The sequence below is a fragment of the Kosakonia sp. S57 genome (genome assembly GCF_016516575.1).
GTDB lineage: Bacteria > Pseudomonadota > Gammaproteobacteria > Enterobacterales > Enterobacteriaceae > Kosakonia > Kosakonia cowanii.
The window spans coordinates 35,601-60,052 of sequence record NZ_JACVUL010000014.1 but is presented as its reverse complement, the minus strand read 5'-3'; the positions used below and the strand labels follow the sequence as shown (position 1 = coordinate 60,052).

18 protein-coding genes are annotated in these 24,452 nt (G+C 55.9%); 8 read left to right on the top strand and 10 right to left on the bottom strand.

The window, feature by feature from the left end; genetic code table 11:
- Positions 1–5: 5 nt before the first annotated feature.
- Both arcB and IAE48_RS14610 read right to left on the bottom strand, forming a co-directional pair.
- Positions 6–2,342 (bottom strand): aerobic respiration two-component sensor histidine kinase ArcB, encoded by a 2,337-nt coding sequence (gene arcB / locus IAE48_RS14615; protein ID WP_200134820.1) that lies wholly within the window; start codon positions 2,340–2,342, stop codon positions 6–8.
- Positions 2,343–2,442: 100 nt separating this feature from the next.
- Complete coding sequence (locus tag IAE48_RS14610) at positions 2,443–3,369, bottom strand: TIGR01212 family radical SAM protein (RefSeq protein WP_200134852.1); 927 nt, start codon at positions 3,367–3,369, stop codon at positions 2,443–2,445.
- Positions 3,370–4,036: 667 nt separating this feature from the next.
- Between IAE48_RS14610 and gltB the strand changes: the two genes are divergently transcribed.
- Complete coding sequence (gene gltB, locus IAE48_RS14605; protein WP_200134819.1) at positions 4,037–8,497, top strand: glutamate synthase large subunit; 4,461 nt, start codon at positions 4,037–4,039, stop codon at positions 8,495–8,497.
- A 9-nt stretch (positions 8,498–8,506) separates the two neighbouring features.
- Positions 8,507–9,925 (top strand): glutamate synthase small subunit, encoded by a 1,419-nt coding sequence (locus IAE48_RS14600; protein ID WP_054802965.1) that lies wholly within the window; start codon positions 8,507–8,509, stop codon positions 9,923–9,925.
- Between the two features lie 94 nt (positions 9,926–10,019).
- Here IAE48_RS14600 and sspB read toward each other — a convergent pair whose 3' ends face one another.
- From sspB to zapE, 5 genes are all read right to left on the bottom strand, one after another.
- Positions 10,020–10,523 (bottom strand): ClpXP protease specificity-enhancing factor, encoded by a 504-nt coding sequence (gene sspB / locus IAE48_RS14595; RefSeq protein WP_023481029.1) that lies wholly within the window; start codon positions 10,521–10,523, stop codon positions 10,020–10,022.
- Between the two features lie 2 nt (positions 10,524–10,525).
- Complete coding sequence (gene sspA, locus IAE48_RS14590; RefSeq protein ID WP_023480809.1) at positions 10,526–11,164, bottom strand: stringent starvation protein SspA; 639 nt, start codon at positions 11,162–11,164, stop codon at positions 10,526–10,528.
- 309 nt (positions 11,165–11,473) lie between these two features.
- Entirely contained in the window at positions 11,474–11,866 is a 393-nt protein-coding gene (gene rpsI / locus IAE48_RS14585; protein WP_023480836.1) for a 30S ribosomal protein S9, read from the bottom strand.
- A gap of 15 nt (positions 11,867–11,881) precedes the next feature.
- Positions 11,882–12,310, bottom strand: a complete 429-nt coding sequence (gene rplM, locus IAE48_RS14580) for a 50S ribosomal protein L13 (protein WP_023480976.1) — start codon at positions 12,308–12,310, stop codon at positions 11,882–11,884.
- A 248-nt stretch (positions 12,311–12,558) separates the two neighbouring features.
- Positions 12,559–13,686 (bottom strand): cell division protein ZapE, encoded by a 1,128-nt coding sequence (gene zapE / locus IAE48_RS14575; RefSeq protein WP_094422272.1) that lies wholly within the window; start codon positions 13,684–13,686, stop codon positions 12,559–12,561.
- Between the two features lie 189 nt (positions 13,687–13,875).
- On the opposite strand from zapE, the gene zapG reads away from it, so the two are divergent.
- The 3 genes from zapG to degS all read left to right on the top strand — a co-directional run bounded on the left by zapG (position 13,876) and on the right by degS (position 16,975).
- A complete protein-coding gene (zapG, locus tag IAE48_RS14570; RefSeq protein WP_023480758.1) occupies positions 13,876–14,274 on the top strand; it encodes a Z-ring associated protein ZapG in 399 nt (132 codons plus the stop codon).
- 171 nt (positions 14,275–14,445) lie between these two features.
- On the top strand, positions 14,446–15,816 hold the full coding sequence (degQ, locus tag IAE48_RS14565) for a serine endoprotease DegQ (RefSeq protein WP_200134818.1): 1,371 nt from the start codon (positions 14,446–14,448) through the stop codon (positions 15,814–15,816).
- A 91-nt stretch (positions 15,817–15,907) separates the two neighbouring features.
- On the top strand, positions 15,908–16,975 hold the full coding sequence (gene degS, locus IAE48_RS14560) for an outer membrane-stress sensor serine endopeptidase DegS (RefSeq protein ID WP_023480784.1): 1,068 nt from the start codon (positions 15,908–15,910) through the stop codon (positions 16,973–16,975).
- A 51-nt stretch (positions 16,976–17,026) separates the two neighbouring features.
- Here the strand turns inward: degS and mdh are convergent, their stop codons facing one another.
- Positions 17,027–17,965: a malate dehydrogenase gene (gene mdh, locus IAE48_RS14555; protein ID WP_042715833.1), complete on the bottom strand. Its 939-nt coding sequence runs from the start codon at positions 17,963–17,965 to the stop codon at positions 17,027–17,029.
- A gap of 412 nt (positions 17,966–18,377) precedes the next feature.
- Between mdh and argR the strand changes: the two genes are divergently transcribed.
- The 3 genes from argR to yhcN (IAE48_RS14540) all read left to right on the top strand — a co-directional run bounded on the left by argR (position 18,378) and on the right by yhcN (IAE48_RS14540) (position 19,857).
- Positions 18,378–18,848 carry a transcriptional regulator ArgR gene (argR, locus tag IAE48_RS14550; RefSeq protein WP_023480960.1) on the top strand — a complete coding sequence of 157 codons (471 nt, stop codon included), beginning with the start codon at positions 18,378–18,380 and terminating at the stop codon, positions 18,846–18,848.
- A 379-nt stretch (positions 18,849–19,227) separates the two neighbouring features.
- Complete coding sequence (gene yhcN / locus IAE48_RS14545) at positions 19,228–19,491, top strand: peroxide/acid stress response protein YhcN (RefSeq protein ID WP_023480826.1); 264 nt, start codon at positions 19,228–19,230, stop codon at positions 19,489–19,491.
- Between the two features lie 102 nt (positions 19,492–19,593).
- The gene (gene yhcN / locus IAE48_RS14540) at positions 19,594–19,857 is read left to right on the top strand and encodes a peroxide/acid stress response protein YhcN (RefSeq protein ID WP_200134817.1); all 264 of its coding nucleotides are present in this window, start codon (positions 19,594–19,596) and stop codon (positions 19,855–19,857) included.
- A gap of 58 nt (positions 19,858–19,915) precedes the next feature.
- Here the strand turns inward: yhcN (IAE48_RS14540) and IAE48_RS14535 are convergent, their stop codons facing one another.
- Together IAE48_RS14535 and IAE48_RS14530 are read right to left on the bottom strand one after the other, a co-directional pair.
- On the bottom strand, positions 19,916–23,998 hold the full coding sequence (locus tag IAE48_RS14535) for a S6 family peptidase (protein WP_200134816.1): 4,083 nt from the start codon (positions 23,996–23,998) through the stop codon (positions 19,916–19,918).
- Between the two features lie 161 nt (positions 23,999–24,159).
- The gene (locus IAE48_RS14530; protein ID WP_042717730.1) at positions 24,160–24,429 is read right to left on the bottom strand and encodes a hypothetical protein; all 270 of its coding nucleotides are present in this window, start codon (positions 24,427–24,429) and stop codon (positions 24,160–24,162) included.
- Positions 24,430–24,452: the final 23 nt, after the last annotated feature.

Sequence of the window (24,452 nt, the reverse complement as noted above, 5' to 3'; positions counted from 1 at the left end):
CGGGGTCATTTTTTTGCAGCGTCTGCCACCCAGGCTTTGAGCACCGCGACATCATTGCGCCACTCCTGCTTCATCTCTTCCACCCATTCGCCGACATTATCCCACCAGGCGGGAAGATCCGGGGACTGGATCTGCTGGCCTAACTGCTGCAGATGGCGCAGGCCGACGGATCCGGCAGCGCCCTTAATTTTGTGCCCCTCTTCGACAATCCCTTTCTGGTCGCGCGCGGTGAGGTTCGACTCCAGCACGCTCAGGTAGCCCGGCATCATCTTCTCAAACACCGCCAGCCCATCGGTAATCAGCTTCGGCCCAACCAGCTCGAGATACTGCTCAAGCATGGCGGTATCCAGCAGAGTTTGCGCTTTGTCGTTGTCTATCGTTGCCACCTGTTCCTCCTCCTCATCTCCGGCGTCCCAAAACTTCTTGATCATCGCCGTTAATGCTGGCACCGCCAGCGGTTTGCTTAAGACATCATCCATGCCGGCATCCAGATACTCCTGCTTATCTTTCAGCACGTTAGCGGTCAGCGCCACCAGCGGCGGCAGCTCGTCGCGTGAATAGCGGCTGGTGAGCGCGCGCGAAATATCCAGCCCGGTCATATCCGGCAGCTGAATATCGAGCAGCACCAGGTCATATTCGCCCGGTGCAAACATCTCCAGCGCGGCACCGCCGGTCATCGCCACATCGACGCTGTTGCCGAGTTTCTCCAGTACCGAGCGCGCGACAATCACGTTGAGTTCGATATCTTCTACCAGCAGCACATGCAGCGCCGGTAAGGGCATCTCATCCTCTTCGAAGGCGTCGTCAACCTCTTCCGCCACCGCAGGAGCATGAACGGTCAATGTAAAGAGCGAGCCGTTGCCAGGCTGGCTGCTGACGGTAATATCGCCGCCCATGCTTTTCGCCAGACGGCGCGACACCGCAAGCCCGATACCGGTACCGGTGGCCGGTTTGCCGCCGTGGCTATCCTTCACCTGATAATACATGGCGAAGATTTTGTCCTGCTCATCGCGCGGAATACCGATCCCGGAGTCCTGTACTTCGAAGTGGAGGATCTCACCTTCGTCATAGCGCACACGCACCGTCACCTGCCCTTCGCGGGTAAATTTCACCGCGTTGCTGATGAGGTTCCAGAGGATCTGCCGCAAACGGGTGCCGTCGGTGATCACCTGGTGTGGCAGCGGCAGCGTCGGCTCCAACTCGAAGCGCAGCCCTTTTTGATGCGCCTGCAGCCCGGATAGGTTCTCCAGATCCGCCAGGAAGCTGGTGAAGTCGAGCGGCTGGTTATCGAGCTGCACTTTGCGCCGCTCCATCTTATCCATATCGATAATATCGTTGAAGATATTGCCCAGCGTCACCGCAGAGACATGGATCGTTTTGAGGTACTTCTCCTGTTCAGGCGCCAGGTCGGTATCCAGCAGAATGCGGCTTAAACCGACGATGCCGTTAAGCGGCGTGCGCAGTTCGTGGCTGATGGTAGAGATAAAGGTGGTCTTGTCGCGGCTGGCGCGCTCCAGCGCATCCTGATAGCGCTTACGCTCGGTAATATCGCGCCCGAAGCCCATCAGCCCGTGGCGTTTACCGACGCGGTCATAGTAGGGAACTTTACGGATTTCGAAGCAGGCTTTACGCCCGTCAGGGTAATCCAGCCACTGCTCATAGGTGAGCGAGACGTTATGACGAAAGACTTTCTCGTCGGTTTCAATCACTTTTTGCGCCGCTTCCGCCGAGTAGACATCCTGCGGCTTGAGGTGAATCAGCTGCTTTTCGCTTTTGCCAGTGAGCAGCTCCATCGCACGGTTGCAGCCGGAAAACTCTTTATCTTCATTGCGATAGAAGACCAGATCGGGGGAGGCATCCAGGAAAGAGCGCAGGAAAGAGGATTGCTGTTCGAGCTGGATCTGCGTCTGCTCGCGCTCCTGCATCTCAATCTTCAGCCGCTCAAACGTTGCCTGTCGCTCCGCTTCGGCCTTCTCGCGATCGCTGATCTCCTGGTTAAGCTGCATGATGTTGTCTTTAAGCTTCACGTTGAGCTTAAGATCGCGCTCGCGCATCTCTTCCAGCTTCTCCACCAGCCGCGATAAGCGCTGGCGTGACTCCTCAAGTTGCTCAACCACCACCGATAAAAAGTAGACCGCCCAGGGGGTGATCAGCAGACCAAAGAAGATAGAGCGGATCACGTCAATACGCTCAACCTGCCCCTGCAATACCATCGTGACTGCCATTTGCACCACGATGGCCAGCACCACCAGCGCCAGCGCCAACAGCATGGAAAAGCGCACCAGACCCAGCTTCATCATCAGGTCGACGTAATATTGCGCCAGTAAACGGATTTGCTTCATAGCGTTTTCCTTAAACAAGTCCGCTCAATAATACTCAATTCTGAGCAAGGCGTTGAAGCTTGTGCGAAAAATGCGGCAATAATGTGTGGTTGACCCGGGTTCAGGCGGGCGGCGTCCAGCAGCGACCCAGCGCCGAGCCCTGGCCGCCGTGTGCAGTAAGGTAGGTGTTAAGTTCGACCATGCCGGTCCAGCGGTTTTCGCACCACAGCGGCGCCAGCAGGGTCGGACGACGGGCGCTGGCAGAAACGCGGTGGTAGATTACCTCTGGCGGCGTGTGGCGGATCATCTCGCCAGCAATGGCGGTGTACTCCTCAAGCCCGATGGCGTTCAGACGCCCCGCTTCCCAGGCTTTTGCCATAATGCTGCCCTTCACAATATGCAGCGGGTGCAGCTTAATGCCGTCGACGCCGGTTTCGACCACGCGCTCAAGCGTCGCCATGCAATCCGGCAACCGCTCGCCCGGCAGGCCAGCAATCAGATGGGTACAAACCTTCAGGCCGCGCTCGCGGGCGAGCCGCGCGGTATTTTGGTAACAGGCGAAATCGTGCCCGCGATTGATGCGGTGCAGAGTTTTATCGTGCGCGGTTTGTAACCCCAGCTCCAGCCACACCTCAAAGCCCTGCTGGCGGTAGTCACACAGCAGATCCAGCACCGCGTCCGGCACACAGTCGGGACGCGTTCCGACACACAACCCAACCATATTGGCCTGGCTCAGCGCCTGCTGGTACATCTCGCGCAGCACCTGCACTTCCGCCCAGGTGCTGGTATAGGCCTGAAAATAGGCGAGATAGCGCCGGGCGCGGTTAACGCGCTGCGCCTGTTCGGCAAGCTGCATCGCAATTGGGCGGTACTGCTGCGCCTCATCGGCAAAAGAGGCGACGTTGCAGAAAGTACAGCCGCCGCGGCCTAACGTGCCATCGCGGTTTGGACAGCTAAAGCCGCCGTGCAGCGTCAGCTTATGAACTTTTTCGCCATAGCGCCGGGCAAGATCCCCACCAAACATATTGACTAATTTCTGTAACTGCATAATCTGAAAGGCCGCCCAAATCAAAGGGCGTAGCCTGCCACTATTAGCTTTCATCGGCGATGACCTGGATCAATCGCCCGGGAAAGCTTTATCCATTGCATAATCAGTCAACATAACCGCTATTTCATTCACCCTCAGGGTGATTACTTTTCCTTATGCTGAAAGGTAAATTTGCAGAAATAGGTCTCTACCTGAAAAACAGTGAGATTATGCGGCACTGGTCACAGAAGCAGGATAATAATCTGCTAATAAAAGTCAGGTCAGAACAGAAGAGCGGAAACAGCGCTTTACTACAGTGAGTCAGATCACACTCTCCCAGCGCATTATGCTGCCATAACTGAAAGTAAAACTGATTAAACATCCTTTTAAATCAACACGATGAATGTCTGTTAGCACATTTTTGGATAAATAAGCTCGGCATTTGACCTGTGTGCGGATTCCCGATAAGTTGGAAATCCGCTGGAAGCTTTCTGGATGAGCAGTCTGCTCATCATATTTATGCAGTAATTGAGATTCCCTCTTAAGCAAGTCCTCAACACTTGTGAATCGATGCGAAAAGGAAATGAAGAGGGCGACATACGAGGCCATTGCCCCGTCGCCATGCTCTTTCTGCGCCTGTGCGTAACGATCGGGAGGGCTCTCGCAGAGCCTGGGGAGGTTCACTGATATGTTGTACGATAAATCTCTTGAGAGAGATAACTGTGGTTTCGGCCTGATCGCCCACATAGAAGGCGAACCTAGCCACAAGGTAGTGCGTACCGCTATTCACGCACTGGCCCGCATGCAGCACCGCGGCGCGATCCTTGCCGATGGTAAAACCGGTGACGGTTGCGGCCTGCTGTTGCAAAAACCTGACCGTTTCTTCCGCATCGTCGCCGAAGAGCGCGGCTGGCGCTTAGCCAAAAACTACGCCGTCGGCATGCTGTTCCTCAATCAGGATCCGGAAAAAGCGGCTGCATCGCGTCGTGTTGTAGAAGAAGAACTTCAGCGTGAGACTCTCTCGCTCGTTGGCTGGCGCGATGTGCCGACCAACGAAGGCGTACTCGGTGAAATCGCCCTCTCCTCACTGCCTCGTATCGAGCAAGTTTTCGTTAACGCCCCGGCCGGCTGGCGTCCGCGTGATATGGAGCGCCGTCTCTTTATTGCCCGCCGCCGCATTGAAAAGCGTTTACAGGAGGATAAAGAGTTCTACGTCTGTAGCCTCTCTAACCTCGTCAACATCTATAAAGGTCTCTGTATGCCGGCGGATCTGCCGCGCTTCTACCTGGACCTGGCGGATCTGCGTCTGGAATCGGCCATCTGCCTCTTCCACCAGCGCTTCTCCACCAACACCGTGCCGCGCTGGCCGCTGGCGCAGCCTTTCCGCTATCTGGCGCACAACGGTGAAATCAACACCATTACCGGTAACCGCCAGTGGGCGCGCGCGCGTACTTACAAATTCCAGACGCCGCTGATCCCCGATCTGCATGATGCTGCGCCGTTCGTCAACGAAACCGGCTCTGACTCCAGCTCGATGGATAACATGCTGGAACTACTGTTAGCAGGCGGGATGGATATTGTGCGCGCCATGCGCTTACTGGTGCCGCCAGCCTGGCAGAACAACCCGGAGATGGATCAGGATCTGCGCAGCTTCTTCGACTTTAACTCCATGCATATGGAGCCGTGGGACGGCCCGGCGGGCATCGTGATGTCCGATGGGCGTTTTGCCGCCTGTAACCTCGACCGTAACGGTCTGCGTCCGGCGCGCTACGTCATCACCAAAGATAAGCTCATCACCTGCGCTTCTGAAGTGGGCATCTGGGATTACCAGCCGGATGAAGTGGTTGAGAAAGGCCGTGTCGGGCCAGGCGAACTGATGGTTATCGATACCCGCGGCGGGCGCATTCTGCACTCCGCCGAGACCGATGACGATCTGAAAAGCCGCCACCCGTATAAAGAGTGGATGGAGAAAAACGTCCGCCGCCTGGTGCCGTTTGAAGATCTCTCCGACGATGAAGTCGGCATCCGCGAGATGGATGACGATCTGCTCACCAGCTACCAGAAACAGTTTAACTACAGCTTTGAAGAGCTGGACTCGGTGATCCGCGTGCTGGGCGAGAACGGCCAGGAAGCGGTCGGCTCGATGGGTGATGATACGCCGTTTGCCGTGCTCTCCAGCCAGCCGCGCATCATTTATGACTACTTCCGCCAGCAGTTTGCGCAAGTGACCAACCCGCCTATCGATCCGCTGCGCGAAGCGCATGTGATGTCGCTGGCGACCAGTATCGGCCGTGAAATGAACGTCTTCTGCGAAGCGGAAGGCCAGGCGCACCGTCTGAGCTTCAAATCGCCGATTCTGCTCTACTCCGATTTCAAACAACTCACCACCATGACCGAGGAGCACTATCGCGCGGATACGCTCGATATCACCTTCGACGCCACGGCAACGACGCTGGAAGAGACTATTAAAGCGCTGTGCGACAAAGCGGAAGCGATGGTGCGCGCCGGTACCGTTCTGCTGGTGCTCTCCGATCGCAATATCGCCAAAAACCGCCTGCCGGTTCCGGCGCCAATGGCAGTTGGTGCGATTCAGGCGCGCCTGGTGGATAAGAACCTGCGCTGCGACGCCAACATCATTGTTGAAACCGCCAGCGCCCGCGATCCGCACCACTTTGCGGTGCTGCTGGGCTTCGGCGCGACGGCGATCTACCCCTACCTGGCGTATGAGACGCTGGCGAAGCTTATCGACAGCAAAGCGATTGAGAAGAATTACCGCACGGTGATGCTGAACTACCGCAACGGCATCAACAAAGGGCTGTACAAGATCATGTCCAAAATGGGCATCTCGACTATCGCCTCTTACCGCTGCTCAAAACTGTTTGAAGCGGTCGGCCTGCATGATGATGTTACCGAGCTCTGCTTCCAGGGTGTGGTCAGCCGTATCGGCGGTGCCAGCTTCCCGGACTTCCAGCAGGATCTGTTGAACCTCTCCAAACGTGCCTGGCTGGCGCGCAAACCGCTGGAGCAAGGCGGCTTGCTGAAGTACGTTCACGGCGGTGAATACCACGCCTATAACCCGGACGTGGTGCGCACACTGCAAAAAGCGGTTGAGAGCGGCGACTACAGCGACTATCAGCAGTACGCGAAGCTGGTTAACGAGCGTCCGGCGGCAACGCTGCGCGATCTGCTGGCCATTACGCCGGGCAGTGAAGCGGTAAGTCTTAACGACGTTGAACCGGCGACAGAGCTGTTTAAACGCTTCGATACGGCGGCGATGTCTATCGGCGCGCTCAGCCCGGAAGCACACGAAGCGCTGGCGGAAGCGATGAACAGCCTCGGCGGCTTCTCCAACTCCGGCGAAGGCGGCGAAGATCCGGCGCGCTACGGCACCAACAAAGTGTCGCGTATCAAGCAGGTCGCTTCCGGTCGCTTCGGCGTCACGCCAGCCTACCTGGTGAACGCTGATGTTATCCAGATCAAAGTGGCGCAGGGCGCGAAGCCGGGCGAAGGCGGTCAGTTGCCGGGCGATAAAGTGACCCCGTACATTGCCAAATTGCGTTACTCCGTACCGGGCGTGACGCTGATTTCGCCGCCGCCGCACCACGATATCTACTCGATCGAGGATCTGGCGCAGCTGATTTTCGACCTGAAACAGGTCAACCCGAAGGCGCTGATCTCCGTCAAACTGGTTTCCGAACCGGGTGTTGGCACCATCGCGACCGGCGTGGCGAAAGCCTATGCCGATCTGATCACCATTGCCGGTTACGACGGCGGTACCGGCGCAAGCCCGCTCTCCTCCGTAAAATACGCGGGCTGCCCGTGGGAGCTTGGCCTGGTGGAAACCCAGCAGGCGCTGGTGGCGAACGGTCTGCGTCATAAGATTCGCTTGCAGGTCGATGGCGGTCTGAAAACCGGTCAGGACATTATCAAAGCAGCGATTCTCGGTGCAGAGAGCTTCGGTTTCGGTACCGGCCCGATGGTGGCGCTGGGCTGTAAATACCTGCGTATTTGTCACCTCAACAACTGCGCAACCGGTGTGGCAACCCAGGATGAGAAGCTGCGTAAGAATCACTACCACGGGCTGCCGTTCAAAGTGACCAACTACTTTGAATTTATCGCCCGTGAAACCCGCGAGCTAATGGCGCAACTGGGCGTGAAACGCCTGGTGGATCTGATTGGCCGCACCGACCTGCTGAAAGAGCTTGATGGCTTTACCGCGCGTCAGCAGAAGCTGGATCTCTCCAAACTGCTGGAGACCGCTGAACCGCACGCCGGTAAAGCGCTCTACTGCACAGAGAGCAACCCGCCGTTCGACAATGGCGTGCTGAATGCCCAGCTGTTGCAGCAGGCGAAACCGTTTGTTGATGAGCGCCAGAGCAAAACCTTCTGGTTTGATATCCGCAACACTGACCGCTCGGTTGGCGCGCTGCTCTCGGGTTATATCGCCCAGACCCATGGCGATCAGGGCCTGGCATCGGATCCGATCAAAGCCTACTTCAGCGGTACCGCAGGCCAGAGTTTCGGCGTCTGGAACGCGGGCGGCGTTGAGCTTTACCTCACCGGCGATGCCAACGACTATGTCGGTAAAGGCATGGCGGGCGGGCTGCTGGCGGTACGTCCGCCGGTCGGTTCGGCGTTCCGTAGCCACGAAGCGAGCATTATCGGTAACACCTGCCTGTATGGCGCAACCGGCGGTCGTCTGTACGCCGCAGGCCGCGCGGGCGAGCGTTTCGCCGTGCGTAACTCCGGTGCGATTACCGTGGTTGAAGGCATTGGCGACAACGGCTGTGAATATATGACAGGCGGTATCGTCTGCGTACTCGGCAAAACCGGCGTCAACTTTGGCGCGGGCATGACCGGCGGCTTCGCCTACGTGCTGGATGAAGATGGCGAGTTCCGCAAGCGCGTGAACCCGGAGCTGGTGGAAGTGCTGAGCGTCGACGATCTGGCGATCCACGAAGAGCATCTGCGCGGGTTGATTACCGAGCATGTACAGCACACCGGCTCGCAGCGCGGTGAAGAGATGCTGGCCAACTGGCCGACCTTTGCCGCCAAATTTGCCCTGGTTAAGCCGAAGTCCAGCGATGTGAAAGCGCTGTTGGGTCACCGTAGTCGTAGCGCGGCAGAGTTGCGCGTGCAGGCGCAGTAAGGAATTGAGATGAGTCAGAACGTTTACCAATTTATCGACTTACAGCGCGTCGATCCGGCAAAGAAACCGCTGAAGCTGCGTAAGATTGCTTTTGTCGAGATCTACGAGCCCTTCTCGGAAGGGCAAGCGAAAGCGCAGGCTGACCGCTGTCTCGCCTGCGGCAACCCCTACTGCGAGTGGAAGTGCCCGGTTCATAACTACATTCCGAACTGGCTGAAGCTGGCTAATGAAGGGCGTATTTTTGAGGCGGCCGAGCTGTCGCACCAGACCAACACGCTGCCGGAAGTGTGCGGGCGCGTCTGCCCGCAGGATCGCCTGTGTGAAGGCTCCTGTACGCTGAACGATGAGTTTGGCGCGGTAACCATCGGCAATATCGAGCGCTATATCAACGATAAAGCTTTCGAGATGGGCTGGCGTCCCGATTTGACCGGCGTGAAGCAGACCGACAAACGCGTGGCGATTATCGGCGCGGGTCCGGCTGGTCTGGCGTGCGCGGATGTGCTGACTCGCAACGGCGTGAAAGCGGTGGTTTATGACCGTCATCCGGAGATTGGCGGCCTGCTGACCTTTGGTATTCCGGCCTTCAAGCTGGAAAAAGAGGTGATGACGCGCCGCCGTGAGATCTTCACCGGCATGGGCATTGAGTTCCAGCTCAACACCGAAGTGGGTCGCGATGTGCAGATTGACGATCTGCTGAAAGAGTACGACGCCGTGTTCCTCGGCGTCGGCACCTATCAGTCGATGCGTGGTGGTCTCGAAAACGAAGATGCGCAGGGCGTGTTTGATGCGCTGCCGTTCCTGATTGCCAATACCAAGCAGATCATGGGCTATGGCGAAACGCCGTCAGAACCCTATATCACGATGGAAGGCAAACGCGTTGTGGTGCTGGGCGGTGGCGATACCGCGATGGACTGCGTACGTACCTCGGTGCGCCAGGGGGCCACTCACGTAATCTGCGCCTATCGTCGTGACGAAGAGAACATGCCTGGCTCACGCCGCGAAGTGAAAAACGCGCGTGAAGAGGGTGTTGAGTTCCAGTTCAACGTGCAGCCGCTGGGGATTGAAGTGAATGCCAACGGTAAAGTGAGCGGCGTGAAGATGGCGCGCACCGAAATGGGCGCGCCGGATGAGAAAGGCCGTCGCCGTGCTGAGATCGTTGCAGGCTCCGAGCACGTTGTTCCGGCTGATGCGGTGGTAATGGCGTTTGGTTTCCGCCCGCACAGCATGGAGTGGCTGGCGAAGCACAGCGTTGAGCTCGATTCGCAGGGCCGCGTGATTGCTCCGGAAGGGAGCGATAACGCGTTCCAGACCAGCAACCCGAAAATCTTCGCCGGTGGCGATATCGTTCGCGGTTCCGACCTGGTCGTGACAGCGATTGCCGAAGGGCGTAAAGCCGCAGACGGCATCCTCAACTATCTCGAAGTGTGATCTTGCGACAACGATAAAAAAAGGAGGCTGCGGCCTCCTTTTTCATATTCAGCGGGCAATAAAAAAGCAGAACCGGGGTTCTGCTTTTCTCAGGTTATTTCACCACACGCAGTGATGGACGCCCACCGCGCGGCGGCGGATCGTCGTCCGGATCGTTATCCTGATCCACTGCATGATCGGGTTTATCACCGTCAATAACCGACATCACCGTCTCGTTCTCCTGCTCGGGCATCTCACCATCATCGTTGAGACTGACGAGCTCTTCGTCGTAGGCGGTTTCTGGCTCAAACATGGTGCCAGCACCGTTTTCACGGGCATAAACGGCCAGTACGGCAGCCATCGGCACTTCCACCTGGCGCGGCACACCGCCGAAACGCGCGTTGAAGCGCACTTCGTCGTTGCCCAGCTCCAGGTTGCCCACCGCACGCGGTGCGATGTTTAACACGATCTGGCCGTCACGCGCATACTCCATCGGCACGCGTACGCCCGGCAACGTCACATCAACAACCAGATGCGGCGTCAGCTGGTTATCCAGCAGCCATTCGTAAAAGGCCCGCAGCAAATACGGGCGGCGTGGAGACAGTTGCGACAAATCCATGATTAACCCCGACCAAGGCGCATTTCGCGCTCGGCTTCTGTCAGAGAGGCAAGGAAAGAATCACGTTCGAAGACGCGCGTCATGTACCCTTTCAGCTCTTTCGCGCCTGTGCCGCTCAGCTCGATGCCCAGTACCGGCAGACGCCACAACAGCGGCGCGAGGTAGCAGTCAACCAGGCTGAATTCGTCATTCAGGAAGTAAGGCTTCTGGGTAAACAGCGGGCCAATCGCCAGCAGCTCTTCACGCAGCTGTTTACGGGCGGCATCGGCCTGCGCACCGCTGTTGTTCTCGATGACGTTCATCAGCGAGTACCAGTCTTTCTCGATGCGGTGCATGTAGAGACGGCTTTCACCGCGCGCCACCGGATAAACCGGCATTAATGGCGGGTGCGGAAAACGCTCGTCCAGATATTCCATAATGATGCGTGATTCCCACAGGGTGAGTTCACGATCTACAAGTGTCGGTACGCTTTGACTCGGGTTGAGGTCAATCAGATCCTGAGGAGGATTATCCTTTTCCACGTGCTCAATTTCAAAGCTGACACCCTTCTCGGCCAGCACGATGCGGACCTGATGACTATAGATGTCCACAGGACCAGAAAACAGCGTCATTACCGAACGTTTGTTGGCAGCGACAGCCATGAAAACCTCCAGGTATATTCAGAAATACTGCTACCGGACTTAATCGACCGGTCAGATGTTAGTTAGCTACCCGCGCGCACTGTCTCTCTTGTTCAAAAAACAAACAAAAAACGAACAATCCCAGCCATTTGGGCAGAAAATTGGATGATAGTTTACCAGATTTTGCGCGCTTTGTGGTGAGGGGATTCCGGAAATGCTGAAAAAGAGGAGATAAGCGATTGATTGCTGTGGATAACACAATTTTTATCCATAAAAAAACCCGGCTTGCACCGGGTTTTTCGCCAATCGTTCTGCCGAAGCAGAGGACAATTAACGTTTGGAGAACTGCGGACGACGACGTGCTTTACGCAGACCGACTTTCTTACGTTCAACCTGACGAGCGTCACGAGTAACGAAGCCAGCTTTACGCAGTTCAGCGCGCAGGGACTCGTCGTACTCCATCAGAGCGCGGGTGATACCGTGACGGATCGCACCAGCCTGACCGGAGATACCACCACCTTTAACGGTGATGTACAGGTCCAATTTCTCAACCATGTCGACCAGTTCCAGCGGCTGACGAACTACCATGCGGGCAGTTTCACGACCGAAGTACTGTTCCAGCGAACGCTGGTTGATTACGATTTTACCGTTGCCCGGTTTGATAAACACGCGAGCGGCGGAGCTTTTGCGGCGACCAGTGCCGTAGTATTGATTTTCAGCCATTGCCTATAATCCCGATTAGATGTCAAGAACTTGCGGTTGCTGTGCCGCGTGGTTGTGCTCGTTGCCAGCGTAAACTTTCAGTTTACGGTACATAGCACGACCCAGCGGGCCTTTTGGCAGCATGCCTTTAACCGCGATTTCAATCACACGCTCAGGACGGCGGGCAATCATCTCTTCAAAGGTCGCTTGTTTGATACCACCGATGTGGCCAGTGTGGTGGTAATACACTTTGTCTTCACGCTTGTTGCCGGTTACAGCAACTTTCTCAGCGTTCAGAACGATGATGTAATCACCAGTATCAACGTGCGGAGTGTATTCCGCTTTGTGCTTACCGCGCAGGCGACGAGCCAGTTCGGTAGCCAGACGACCCAGAGTTTTACCGGTCGCGTCAACAACATACCAGTCGCGTTTTACGGTTTCTGGTTTAGCTGTAAAAGTTTTCATTAAAAGCTTACCCAAATAATTAGTTTCACGTTGGTGAACACCCAAACGTTTGTCAGTTGAGGTTCACACGACAAAGTCCGGCAAACCTACCCCTTCGAATAGCCTATGCCGGCGCATAGAAAGTTTTGGGGAAAAAAAACTTTCCCGTAACGTGGGGTCGCAGGATTATAGAGAAGTCGGGGTCAAAGATCGACCCCTTTTCGTCTTTTGCTGTTGGATTTCTGCGCCAGATGGCAATGAAAAAAGGATTACGGCATATGCTCGCGTTTCAGGTACTCCTCGCTCTGCATCTCCTGCAGGCGCGATAAACAGCGCTGAAACTCAAACTTCACCCGCTCGCCCTGGTAAATCTCATGCAGCGGCGCTGCCGCGCTCACCGCCAGCTTTACGTGGCGCTCATAAAATTCATCCACCAGCGCAATAAAGCGGCGCGCCTCGTTCTCCATCAGCGTCGTCATCACCGGTACGTCAAACAGCATCACGGTGTGGAAAAGGCGCGACAGCGCGATGTAATCATGCTGACTGCGCGCATCAACACATAATGTAGCGAAAGAGACGGCTAAGGTTTGATTCTCCACGCCGAGCGTCGCCAGCGGCCGATGGTTAATCTCCAGCTCCGGCGCATGGCTGCGCGCTGCGCCCGCCAGCGCCAGCCACAGCTTATCCATCTGCTGGGTTGTCTGTTCATTAAGCGGCGACAGCCACAGATGCGCCTGGGTCAGCGTGCGTAAGCGGTAATCGATGCCGGCGTCGACGTTCATTACATCGCAAAACTGCTTGATCGCCTCAATGGCGGGCAGAAAGCGGGCGCGCTGTAAGCCGTTGCGATAGAGCTCGTCCGGCGGAATATTCGAGGTCGCCACCAGCGTAATGCCGCGCGCGAAAAGCGCCTTCATTAATCCGCCAAGCAGCATCGCATCGGTGATATCGGAAACGAAAAATTCGTCAAAACAGAGGACGTCGGTTTGCGCCTTAAAACGGTCGGCGACAATCTCCAGCGGATCGCTCTGCCCTTGCAGCGAAGTTAACTCTTCATGCACACGTAGCATAAAGCGGTGAAAGTGCAGACGCTGTTTACGCTCGCCCGGCAGGCTGTGATAGAAGATATCCATCAGCCAGGTTTTGCCTCGCCCGACGCCGCCCCACATATAGAGGCCGCGCACCGGTTCGCGCGATGCGCTGTCGCGTTTGCCCAGCAGCTTGCTGAATTTCGCCATCAGGCCTCCGCTCTGCTGTGCGGCGGGCTCCTGTTCGGCAATCAACTGTTGATAAATCGTATCCAGCCGGGTGACAGCTTCTTTTTGCACATCGTCCGGCTGATGGCTACCCTCTTTCAGGGCAGTAAGATATCGCGATGTCGGGGAAAGGCTTTGCATGGTGTTATTGTTGTTCCTTGAAAATCGATCCGCCCCCACAGGGTTGACGAAAAAAAGGCCGCTCTACACTACGCGATGCAGCGTCAGGATTCCACTTCTGCACCTTTAGCGGTTATAGTGGCACTCTCCGGCGCAGGCAAGAAGCTTGCAGCCCACCCCCTACGGAATCGAACAACAATGGGAGAAGTCATGACCTGGGAATACGCGCTAATTGGGTTAGTTGTCGGCATTATTATTGGTGCCGTGGGCATGCGTTTCGGAAACCGGAAATTGCGTCAACAGCAGGCCTTGCAGTATGAACTGGAAAAAAACAAAGCAGAACTGGAAGAGTACCGCGAAGAGCTGGTGAGCCACTTTGCCCGCAGCGCTGAACTTCTGGACAACATGGCGGACGACTATCGTCAGCTCTATCAACATATGGCGAAGAGCTCCTCCAGCCTGCTGCCGGAAATGTCCGCGGAAGAGAATCCGTTCCGCAACCGTCTGTCAGAGTCTGAAGCGAACAACGATCAGGCCCCGGTACAGATCCCGCGTGACTACTCTGAAGGCGCATCGGGTCTGCTGCGCGGTCGCGCCAATCGCAAATAAGGCATCTCACTCTCCTTATTTATACGGGCGCGTCCCCCGCGCCCGTCGCAACTTCCCCATTCCAGCTATCATTTAGTCATTCTTCGCATTGTTACCCGGTTGAAATTTCAATAACATCACTCTGTTTTGGGCATCTTTCCTTCCACTTCAGGTTACTGAGAGCCAGCATCGATGAAGAAACAAACCCAGCTGTTGAGTGCAATCGCGTTAAGTGTCGGCTTATCTCTCTCGGCACCGTTGGCAACGGCGGCGATGCCGTCACAGGTGCCTGGCCAGGGGGCGTTACCCAGTCTTGCGCCGGTTCTTGAGAAAGTGCTTCCTGCCGTGGTCAGCGTGCAGGTTGAAGGCACGGCGGTACAGGGCCAGAAGGTCCCGGAAGAGCTAAAAAAATTCTTCGGTGATGAGGCGCCTGATCAGCCGCAACAGCCGCAGCCGTTTGAAGGGCTGGGCTCCGGAGTGATTATTGATGCCGCAAAGGGCTACGTCCTGACCAATAATCACGTCATCAACCAGGCGCAAAAGATCAGCGTGCAGCTTAATGATGGTCGCGAGTTTGACGCCAAGCTGATCGGCGGCGATGACCAGAGCGACATCGCGCTGCTACAGCTGCAAAACCCCAGCAACCTGACGCAAATCGCCATTGCGGACTCCGATAATCTGCGCGTCGGTGATTTTGTCGTCGCGGTGGGTAACCCGTTTGGCCTCGGGCAGACCGCAACGTCCGGGATTGTCTCGGCGCTCGGTCGCAGCGGCCTTAACCTCGAAGGGCTGGAGAACTTTATCCAGACCGATGCCTCGATTAACCGCGGCAACTCCGGCGGCGCGCTGCTCAATCTTAACGGCGAGCTGATCGGCATTAACACCGCCATCCTCGCTCCCGGCGGCGGCAGCGTCGGCATCGGCTTTGCTATCCCCAGCAATATGGCGCAAACCCTCTCCCACCAGCTGATTCAGTTTGGTGAGATTAAGCGCGGCCTGCTCGGCATTAAAGGCACGGAGATGAGCGCCGATATCGCCAAAGCCTTTAACCTGAATGTGCAGCGCGGGGCGTTTGTCAGCGAAGTGCTGCCCAACTCCGGCTCGGCGAAAGCGGGAATTAAATCCGGGGATGTGATTGTCAGCCTCAACGGTAAAGCGCTAAACAGCTTCGCGGAGCTGCGCTCGCGCATCGCCACGACTGAACCGGGCGCGAAAGTGAAGCTTGGTCTGCTGCGAGACGGTAAACCGCTCGACGTTGAAGTGACGCTGGATAAGAGCACCTCCGCTTCCGCCAGCGCAGAGCTGATTTCGCCGGCATTGCAGGGCGCAGAGTTGAGCGACGGGCAGCTGAAGGATGGCACCAAAGGCATCCGGGTCGGTGAAGTTGAGAAAGGCAGCTCGGCGGCACAGGCCGGCTTGCATAAAGATGATGTGATCATCGGCGTTAACCGTACGCGCGTGCAGTCCATCGCCGAGATGCGCAAAGTGCTGGAGACCAAGCCGTCGATAATGGCGCTGCACATTGTGCGGGGTAACGACAGCATCTATCTGCTGCTGCGTTAACCCTTTCCTCGTCCGGGCATCACCGCTGCGTGTGATGTCCGGATAACTCATGGTATGCTGCTGCGGTCCTTCTTTTAACGACTATCCCATCATGTATGTGAAGCTTTTACGTTCGATTGCAATCGGTGTTGTCGTCGGTGGCCTGATCATCGCCGCCATGCCGTCGCTACGTCAGAATAACCCGCTCGCGACGCATCAGTTAGACAGCGCCGATGAGACACCTGCGTCCTATAACCCGGCCGTGCGCCGCGCCGCGCCCGCAGTGGTCAACGTCTATAACCGTAGCCTGAACAGCTCCACGCACGATCGCCTCGAAATCCGCACCCTCGGCTCCGGCGTCATCATGGATCAGCGCGGCTATATCATCACCAACAAGCATGTGATCAACGATGCGGATCAGATTATCGTCGCCCTGCAGGATGGACGCGTCTTTGAAGCTTTACTGGTTGGCTCAGATAGCCTGACGGATCTGGCAGTGCTGAAAGTGAACGCCAACTCCGGGCTACCGGTCATCCCCATCAATGCCAAGCGCACGCCGCATATTGGCGATGTAGTGCTGGCAATCGGCAACCCCTATAACCTCGGGCAGACCATTACCCAGGGGATTATCAGCGCCACCGGGCGTATCGGCCTCAACCCCAGCGGGCGGCAAAACTTCCTGCAGACCGATGCATCCATCAACCACGGCAACTCCGGCGGCGCGCTGGTCAACTCGCTGGGCGAGTTAATGGGCATCAATACCCTGTCGTTTGATAAGAGTAACGACGGCGAGACGCCGGAGGGGATTGGTTTCGCCATTCCGTTCCAGCTGGCCACCAAGATTATGGACAAGCTTATCCGTGACGGGCGGGTGATCCGCGGTTATATCGGTATTGGCGGACGCGAGATTGCCCCGCTGCACGCTCAGGGCACCGGCATCGATCCGATTCAGGGGATTGTGGTTAATGAAGTGTCGCCAGACGGCCCGGCGGCGCGGGCAGGTATTCAGGTCAATGACGTGATCACCTCGGTGAACGGCAAGCCGGCGGTATCTGCGCTGGAAACCATGGACCAGGTAGCAGAGATCCGCCCTGGTTCAGAGATCCCGGTTGAAGTGATGCGTGACGACAAAAAGCTGACGCTGCACGTCACGATTCAGGAGTACCCGGCCACCAACTGACGGCCATAAAAAAACCGGAGCACAGGCTCCGGTTTCTCATTTCAGCCGCGCTTAGCGGTTGACGAAGTCGACACCAAGTTCGATATCTTTTTTCAGCGTATCCAGCATGCCTTCCAGCGACTGCTGTTCAAACGCGCTGAGCTGGCCAATCGCCTTGCGCTCTTCTACGCCGTTTTTACCCAGCAGCAGCGGCTGCGAGAAGAAACGCGCATGTTCGCCATCGCCTTCAACATAGGCGCACTCAACGATGCCGCTCTCGCCCTGCAGGGCGCGAACCAGCGACAGACCAAAGCGTGCAGCCGCCTGGCCCATGGAGAGGGTTGCTGAACCGCCACCCGCCTTCGCTTCCACCACTTCGGTGCCCGCGTTCTGAATACGTTTGGTCAGGTCGGCAACTTCCTGCTCGCTGAAGGTCACGCCCGGGATCTGCGACAGCAGCGGCAGGATCGTCACGCCAGAGTGCCCGCCAATTACCGGCACTTCAATCTCTGCTGGTTTCTTACCTTTCAGCTCAGCAACAAAAGTATTGGAGCGAATGATGTCCAGCGTGGTCACGCCAAACAGTTTGTTCTTGTCATAGACGCCCGCTTTTTTCAGCACTTCAGCCGCAATCGCGACGGTGGTGTTGACCGGGTTGGTAATGATACCGATACAGGCTTTCGGCGCGGTTTTTGCCACCTGCGCCACCAGGTTCTTCACGATACCGGCATTCACGTTAAACAGGTCAGAGCGATCCATACCCGGCTTACGCGCAACCCCTGCGGAGATCAGCACCACGTCGGCACCTTCCAGCGCTGGCGTCGCATCTTCACCGGAGAAGCCTTTGATGTTTACATCGGTCGGGATATGGCTGAGGTCTACAGCGACACCGGGAGTGACTGGTGCGATGTCGTAGAGGGAGAGTTCTGAACCTGAAGGCAGTTGTGTTTTCAGTAGTAGGGCAAGCGCCTGGCCGATACCGCCGGCCGCGCCGAGGACTGCGACTTTCATCCTAAACTCCTTATTATGGTTAGCTAAATATATTGTTACTCCGCTGCGGCGACCTTAATTCACCCTGCTAATTATGACAATAAGTGCGCCAAAATAACGCGGCACAGCCCACTGTAGCGATTTTATAAAAGGGTTAAATATGACCGTCAGATCGGCAAGCTAAGCAACTAACTTAACGAGTTTATAATATAGCTGTAGAATTCACCAAAATAACATCATATTTATAACATTTAATTTACTTTTTACTCTTATTTGCGACGTAAGCCACATGCTGATGTCCTTAACGAAAGAATTTGCTAAACTCCGCGCCCTTCCCCATAACTTTTCAGCATATTTATCTGCAGAATGTTTGCATAAAAATTCATTAATATGCATAATAATGTCGTTTTCACAGCCATATTACGGGTGACTTATGCGAAGCTCGGCTAAACAAGAAGAATTAGTGAAGGCGTTTAAAGCGCTTTTAAAAGAAGAGAAATTCAGTTCCCAGGGTGAAATTGTCCAGGCCTTACAAGAAGAGGGCTTCGACAATATCAATCAGTCTAAAGTCTCACGCATGTTGACCAAGTTCGGCGCGGTACGCACGCGTAACGCGAAGATGGAAATGGTCTACTGCCTGCCGATTGAGATGGGCGTGCCGACGACTTCCAGCCCGCTGAAGAACCTGGTGCTGGACATCGACTACAACGACGCGGTAGTGGTTATCCACACCAGTCCGGGTGCCGCACAGCTGATCGCGCGCCTGCTCGACTCGCTGGGTAAAGCGGAAGGGATCCTCGGCACCATCGCCGGTGACGACACCATCTTCACTACGCCAGCCCGCGGCTTTACCGTTAAAGATCTCTACGAAGCGATCCTCGTCCTCTTCGAACAAGAGCTTTAATCGCGCATTCCCCTCGGTTCCCGCTGAGGGGGAATGTTCGGCATTTCTTCCCTTTCAGGCGACTTTCCACCCCATATCATTTAACAAATAGTGCGATTTTTCGTTTCATTACCCTGCCGCAGCCGATAGCACCGCACAAAAAATCAAAGCAATCTATCTCGCTGATTTTATTAATCCTCGTTAACTAATTCTTCGCCTTAAGCAAAATTTTTATGCCGCCAGGTTATAAAAAGCGCCGTGCGTTATATATATTCGGCGTAGTTATAATTAGCTTGGTATTAATTATTCGCGTGATTAGTGTATACTTGATTTCGTGATGGGGGTCACAAAACGAGCCCCTGGAAAAATTCAAAGAAAAGAATACGACGAGGTAAGCATTATGAATATCAAATCATCTATCGCAACTATGGGTATCCTCTCAGCACTCTCATTCGGCGCCTTTGCCGCTGACATGATCAATGCAGACCAGGCGCAAGACCGCCAGTCTCTGGGTACCGTCTCCGTCGGCGCCATCGCCTCTTCACCGATGGACATGAACGCGCAGCTGAGCAAAAAAGCGGAAGAGCAGGGTGCATCCTCCTACCGCATCATTGAAGCGCACAGCGGTGACCGCTGGCACGCGACGGCAGAACTCTACAAATAAGTTTTACCCCAAACCCTATGAATTAATCGCTCAACGGCACCAGGCATAAGAAAAGACGTTTAACCCTTCTCGCCGTTGAGTCTCTCTTAAGGAGAACACAGTATGAAACGCAATCTGATTATCGCATCCCTTGGCCTTGCTTCCCTGCTCTCATTCGGCGCGAGTGCCGCAACGCTGGTTAACAGCGATCAGGCCAGCAACCTGCAATCCGTAGGCACCGTCTCTGTTTCACAGATTGCCGGTGTACCGATGGATATCCGCCAGGAACTCTCTGCGAAAGCCGACCAGGCTGGCGCAAGCAGCTACCGCATTATTGAAGCCCGCACCGGTTCTCATACCCACGTGACGGCTGAACTGTACAAATAAACCCTCGTCGTCTGTCCGACGACTTGCCCCTGCCTCCCCTGGCAGGGGCTTTTTTTTATCAGAAATAGTAGTGAACCTGCGCGTTGATAGCCTGCTCCGCATCCATGTTGCCAAACCTTGAGTGCGCAACATCAAGCTCCATGTGGAGGTTATCGCTCACCTGCCCATCAACGCTGGCATGGTAGTGTATGCGCCCGTCACGTTCGGCCTTAACCCGCATATTGCCTGCATCGTCATGAAGGATGATATCGCCATCCGCCCGCAGTTCCGTCTCATAATGCCACCCTGCCCGCAGCGTAATCGCCCGATCATCATCGCAGAAGTGCGCCCCCGCCACGATCCCTGTACGTCCCACCCACGGGATCGCGCTCTGCCGGTGCAGGGAGAGAGGGAGACCACGATCGTGCCAGTGAAACGTGGCGCCAGAGAGCTTGCCCAGCACAACCTGCGCCTGCGGCTCGATGTAGGCATGCCGGGTCAGCGGATAGTGATACCCCGCTTCAACGCCGCCTAACCAGCTGTTTGTACGGTAATTCCGTGCGTTAAGACCGCTGAATGCCAGCCAGTCGTGATTGAACGAGTGGACATATTTCACGCCCGCATCGAGATAGAGACCAGACTTGCTCAGCAACGTGGCGTAGTAGCCTGCGCCGAAATCGCGGCTGCTCCCCTGCATGCTCTCGCCACTTAACTGCTGGGTGGCGTAACTCATATAGATGCCAGAATAGAGATCGGCGCCGGGCAAGGCGCTTTTTCTGTCGATACCCGACCAGGTCATGGCGTCGTGATGGCTTACGCCCCCTTTGCCGGTGCCGTTATGGCGTTGCGTGAATGCCCACGCTCCCGCACGCCCGCCCTTTTCCCGCAACTGCACGGCGCGTTTATTCAGGCTATTCACTTCCGTAATGAACCGCTTATAACTCATGGCAAAAAAGCGTCTGGCTTTGGCAACGGCGGCGGGATCGGGCGTCTGCCGGAAACCGGTCAGAACCCACTGTGTGTTTAGCGCATCCTCTTGCCGTTTGATAATCGGCTCAAGTTTGCTAAATCCCCTCACCGCCTTTGCCGCCGTAAAGAGCGAAGCAGGCGTGCCGCGCGGGGCCGTAATCAACGGAAGATGCAGCCCCTGGAGGCGTCGGGAGAGTTTAAGCACATCCAGAAACAGAACGTTGTTTCCCCCAGCCGCACGCTGGCTAATCACGATTTTATCGCTGCTTTGCAGATCCGTACGCAGGGCAAACCCCGTATCGCTGGCCTCTAACTCACCAATTCTTAAGGTGTTAAAGCGATGTCTTCCAGCGGAAAGCCCCACCAGCGAGCGCGACGCTGAGAGCCTGCCGACCCCGGAATCGCGGCGTAGCTGCCACCGCGTCGCATTGAGGCTTAAACTTGCGCGCGGCGCAGAGAGTGAACCAATCCAGCTGCTCTGAAAACCAAAGAGCCTGGCCACGCTCCCCTTCTGCCCGGGTGTCACGCCCTCAACAAGACGCGGCACATCACTCTCACCAAAGCGGATGAACGCCTCGCCCACGGCGTGAATATGTCCCCATAGCGAGGCAAAGGGGGCCACGTTAAGCGTGCTTTCATCATTAAGTTCATAGGTTGCACTGCTCTTGAGCGCATAGAGTGTTGGCGTCACGCGCCCCGGCGCGACAGGATTGGCCGCCAGCAGTAGCGAGGCGGAAGGGCCGACGCTCACCGTAGCGTCACTGCTCCAGCCACCCGTTGCGGTCAGCCGCGCATTCTCCAGAAGGGTGAGCGGGGTTTGGCTGAACTGGCTGAATCCGTCCAGGGTCGCATCCCGCGACGAAACCGTGACCTGGCTATCCTGTCCGTAAACCGTGCCGGTAAATTTCTCCCGAATGGCGAGCGTCGAGTGCGCGGAGAGGTTAATGTGCCCCCAGAAGCGGCTAAGTTCCTCATCAAGCGCCCCCGTTGAGCTGCCCCGGCGCGGCACGTTCACCACGCCATTGCCATCATTAATATCGATATAAGGCGTAGCGCTACCCAGTGTGATAGCCGAGCCTCTGGCCTCAATATTGCCGGTCAGTGACGCATTTCTTGCCAGATCGAACGAGGCATAATCGAGCACTAAGCGATTGACGTGAAAGATGCGGCGCTCCCAGTCAGGCTGCGTAAACGAGACCGGCTCGCTGCGCAGTGAAAAATCCCGCAGCGAACGCAGTTTTTCAATAATTTCCGGCGTGTTATAGGCGTGGATAACAGGATGGCCCTGAAACACCAGCCGGCCATACTGCTGCGTAAAATCGCCGGCTATGTCGACCGCGCCATCGAGAATCAACGCGCCCCGCGTTCCGGGTGCGACACGGTTAGTGAAGTTAAGGTTTCCCCGCAGCTGCCCGTGATACATGTAGTCCTCATCTTTAAGGCGCTCATAACGGGTGCGGATCGCCTGCTGATGATCGTGACCGACAAACTCCCAATGTTCATTGCTGTGCTGATTGTCCGGGAACCAGTCATACTCAGGCGTTTTAAGAATGAAGTAATCATTAGTGCCGGTATTGGAATTACGGTACCCATACAGCTCGCCGACCAGCCCGGTTCGCGAGTAAGACCACTCGTAGACTGGGATGGAGTCGATCGCGCGCTGATAACGCAGATGGATATCGGCCCGCTTTCCTGCACGATTAATCAGCGCGGCCCCGTAATCTTCGGCATTGAGCTGGTGGAAGGTGAGCGCATTGCCGTTAACGTCCAGCCTGCCGCCGCGAAAGCCCCATGTAATCGAGTCGGGATCGACCTGCTGACCATCGCGAAGCACCACTAATGGCCTGCCGCTGACGATGCGCAGCAGGCTGCATGCTTTCACCCTGCCTTGTGCATCGGGGCGCTGGGCGAGCACCACGGTTCCGTCACCGATACTCAATCCGCCAGGGTTGATGCCCAGCGCGTTAACGCTCAGCGTACCTTTTCCCACCTTATGCAAGTTATCGCCTTCGGTGCCGTTCACCAGCCATTTTACCGTTGCGCCGGCAGCGACATTGACGCCGCCACCGATCCACGTCTGCGCCTCCATCGGCGAGACGCTGGCGTTGCCATAAAAGGTTAAGCTTCCCGCGCCCTGATCGACGCTATCCTGCAACATCAGAACAGCATTCGCGCCGCGAAAAGTCAGATCGTTACCGCTACTGGTACCCTCTGGGCCCTTACCCTGCATGGCATAAGTGCTTCTCCCCTGCGTTAACGTGCCCGCCCCGGTTGCCGCATCGTATCGCCAGATAAACAGCGCATTGCGTTGCCGGTTTTCTATCGCCGCACTGGCATATTTATCCCTTGTCTGCTGAATAAATTGTGGGTCAACAAAGGTGTACGCGGTCTGCTCAATAGGCCCCAGATAGAGCATGCTTAATGCGCCGACCACGATCCACTGGTTGTTCAGGCGATCCCAGGCGTAGAGCGGGGAGCCACTATCGCCCAGTGCGCCGTGGCTCGCCAGCGGACCATTTTTAGGGTCAAAAACATCGCCGGAGTTGATTACTAACAGTTGATAAAGGTTAATCCGTGGCTGACCGATGGTCCCACCAGTGAGAAAACGATACGCCCCCTGGATATCGCTCCGCTTACCCGAGGCATCGCTCACTTTTTGTCTGCCGGATCCCATGCGGTAAAAGAGACGAAAACGCGCCTCGTCATGCAGGGTTTTGAGCGGCATGTTTAAGGGGGCTATCGTGGCGGGCGCCACCTCCGTGACCACTTTATTTAAGCGAATAACGCTAAAGTCCTTTAGCCGGATACTCTCTCTGTCCGCAAGTTCATAAGGGTAATGACCAAATTCCAGGGTGCTGAGATATGACGTGGGATTATGATGCACCGTCGTTGCATATTGCGGGTGAATAAGTGTAGCGATACCCGATCTATTATTTACGCTGCTGAAATCGGGCATCGGTGCCTGATTTAACAGGCCAACCGTCTGGCCATATTTATTATAAATGGGCACATCCCGCGCTCCCGGATAAAAAGCCCCCTTATTGGTCGCGAAATCACGATAGGTCTGATAAGGAATATCGGCATTCGCCACGGAGCGTTGAACAATGCGCGCTTTCGCATGCAGTGCGCAGGAAGGGAAAAAAAGAGATAAACAGAGTGATAGCGTGACTTCAAGCGAATATATCTTTTTCATACTAACCATCCTTTGGTTTAGTAATAGAAGAAAATATTGCTCTACATTGAAAATATAGTAATAAGCCCCTACTTATTATATTTATCGCGACAGGCTCTCTGCCTGCCGCGAATTAACTCTAGCACAGCGTGATATTTATATATTCTGAAAATAGAGCACGGCTAGCGCACATTAAAATGCAGCGCGCCCTCCAGCTCCTCTTCCGCTTCATCAAACAGCAGGATTAGCGCACCGAAACGGCGGCGCTTCTTCTCCGGCAGATGGATAAACGCAATCTCCAGCGGCAGCGGTAGCGCTTCCCCCACTACCACATCCCACAGCGAATCGAGATCGTGCACCTTCTCCTCCTCAAGGGCGAACTGGCGACAAAAATCGCGGTAGAAGGCGCGCTGATCGGCGATCTCTTTGAAATCGAAGGTGTAGGTTTTCATGCTCTCCATCATCTGCCGTTCCA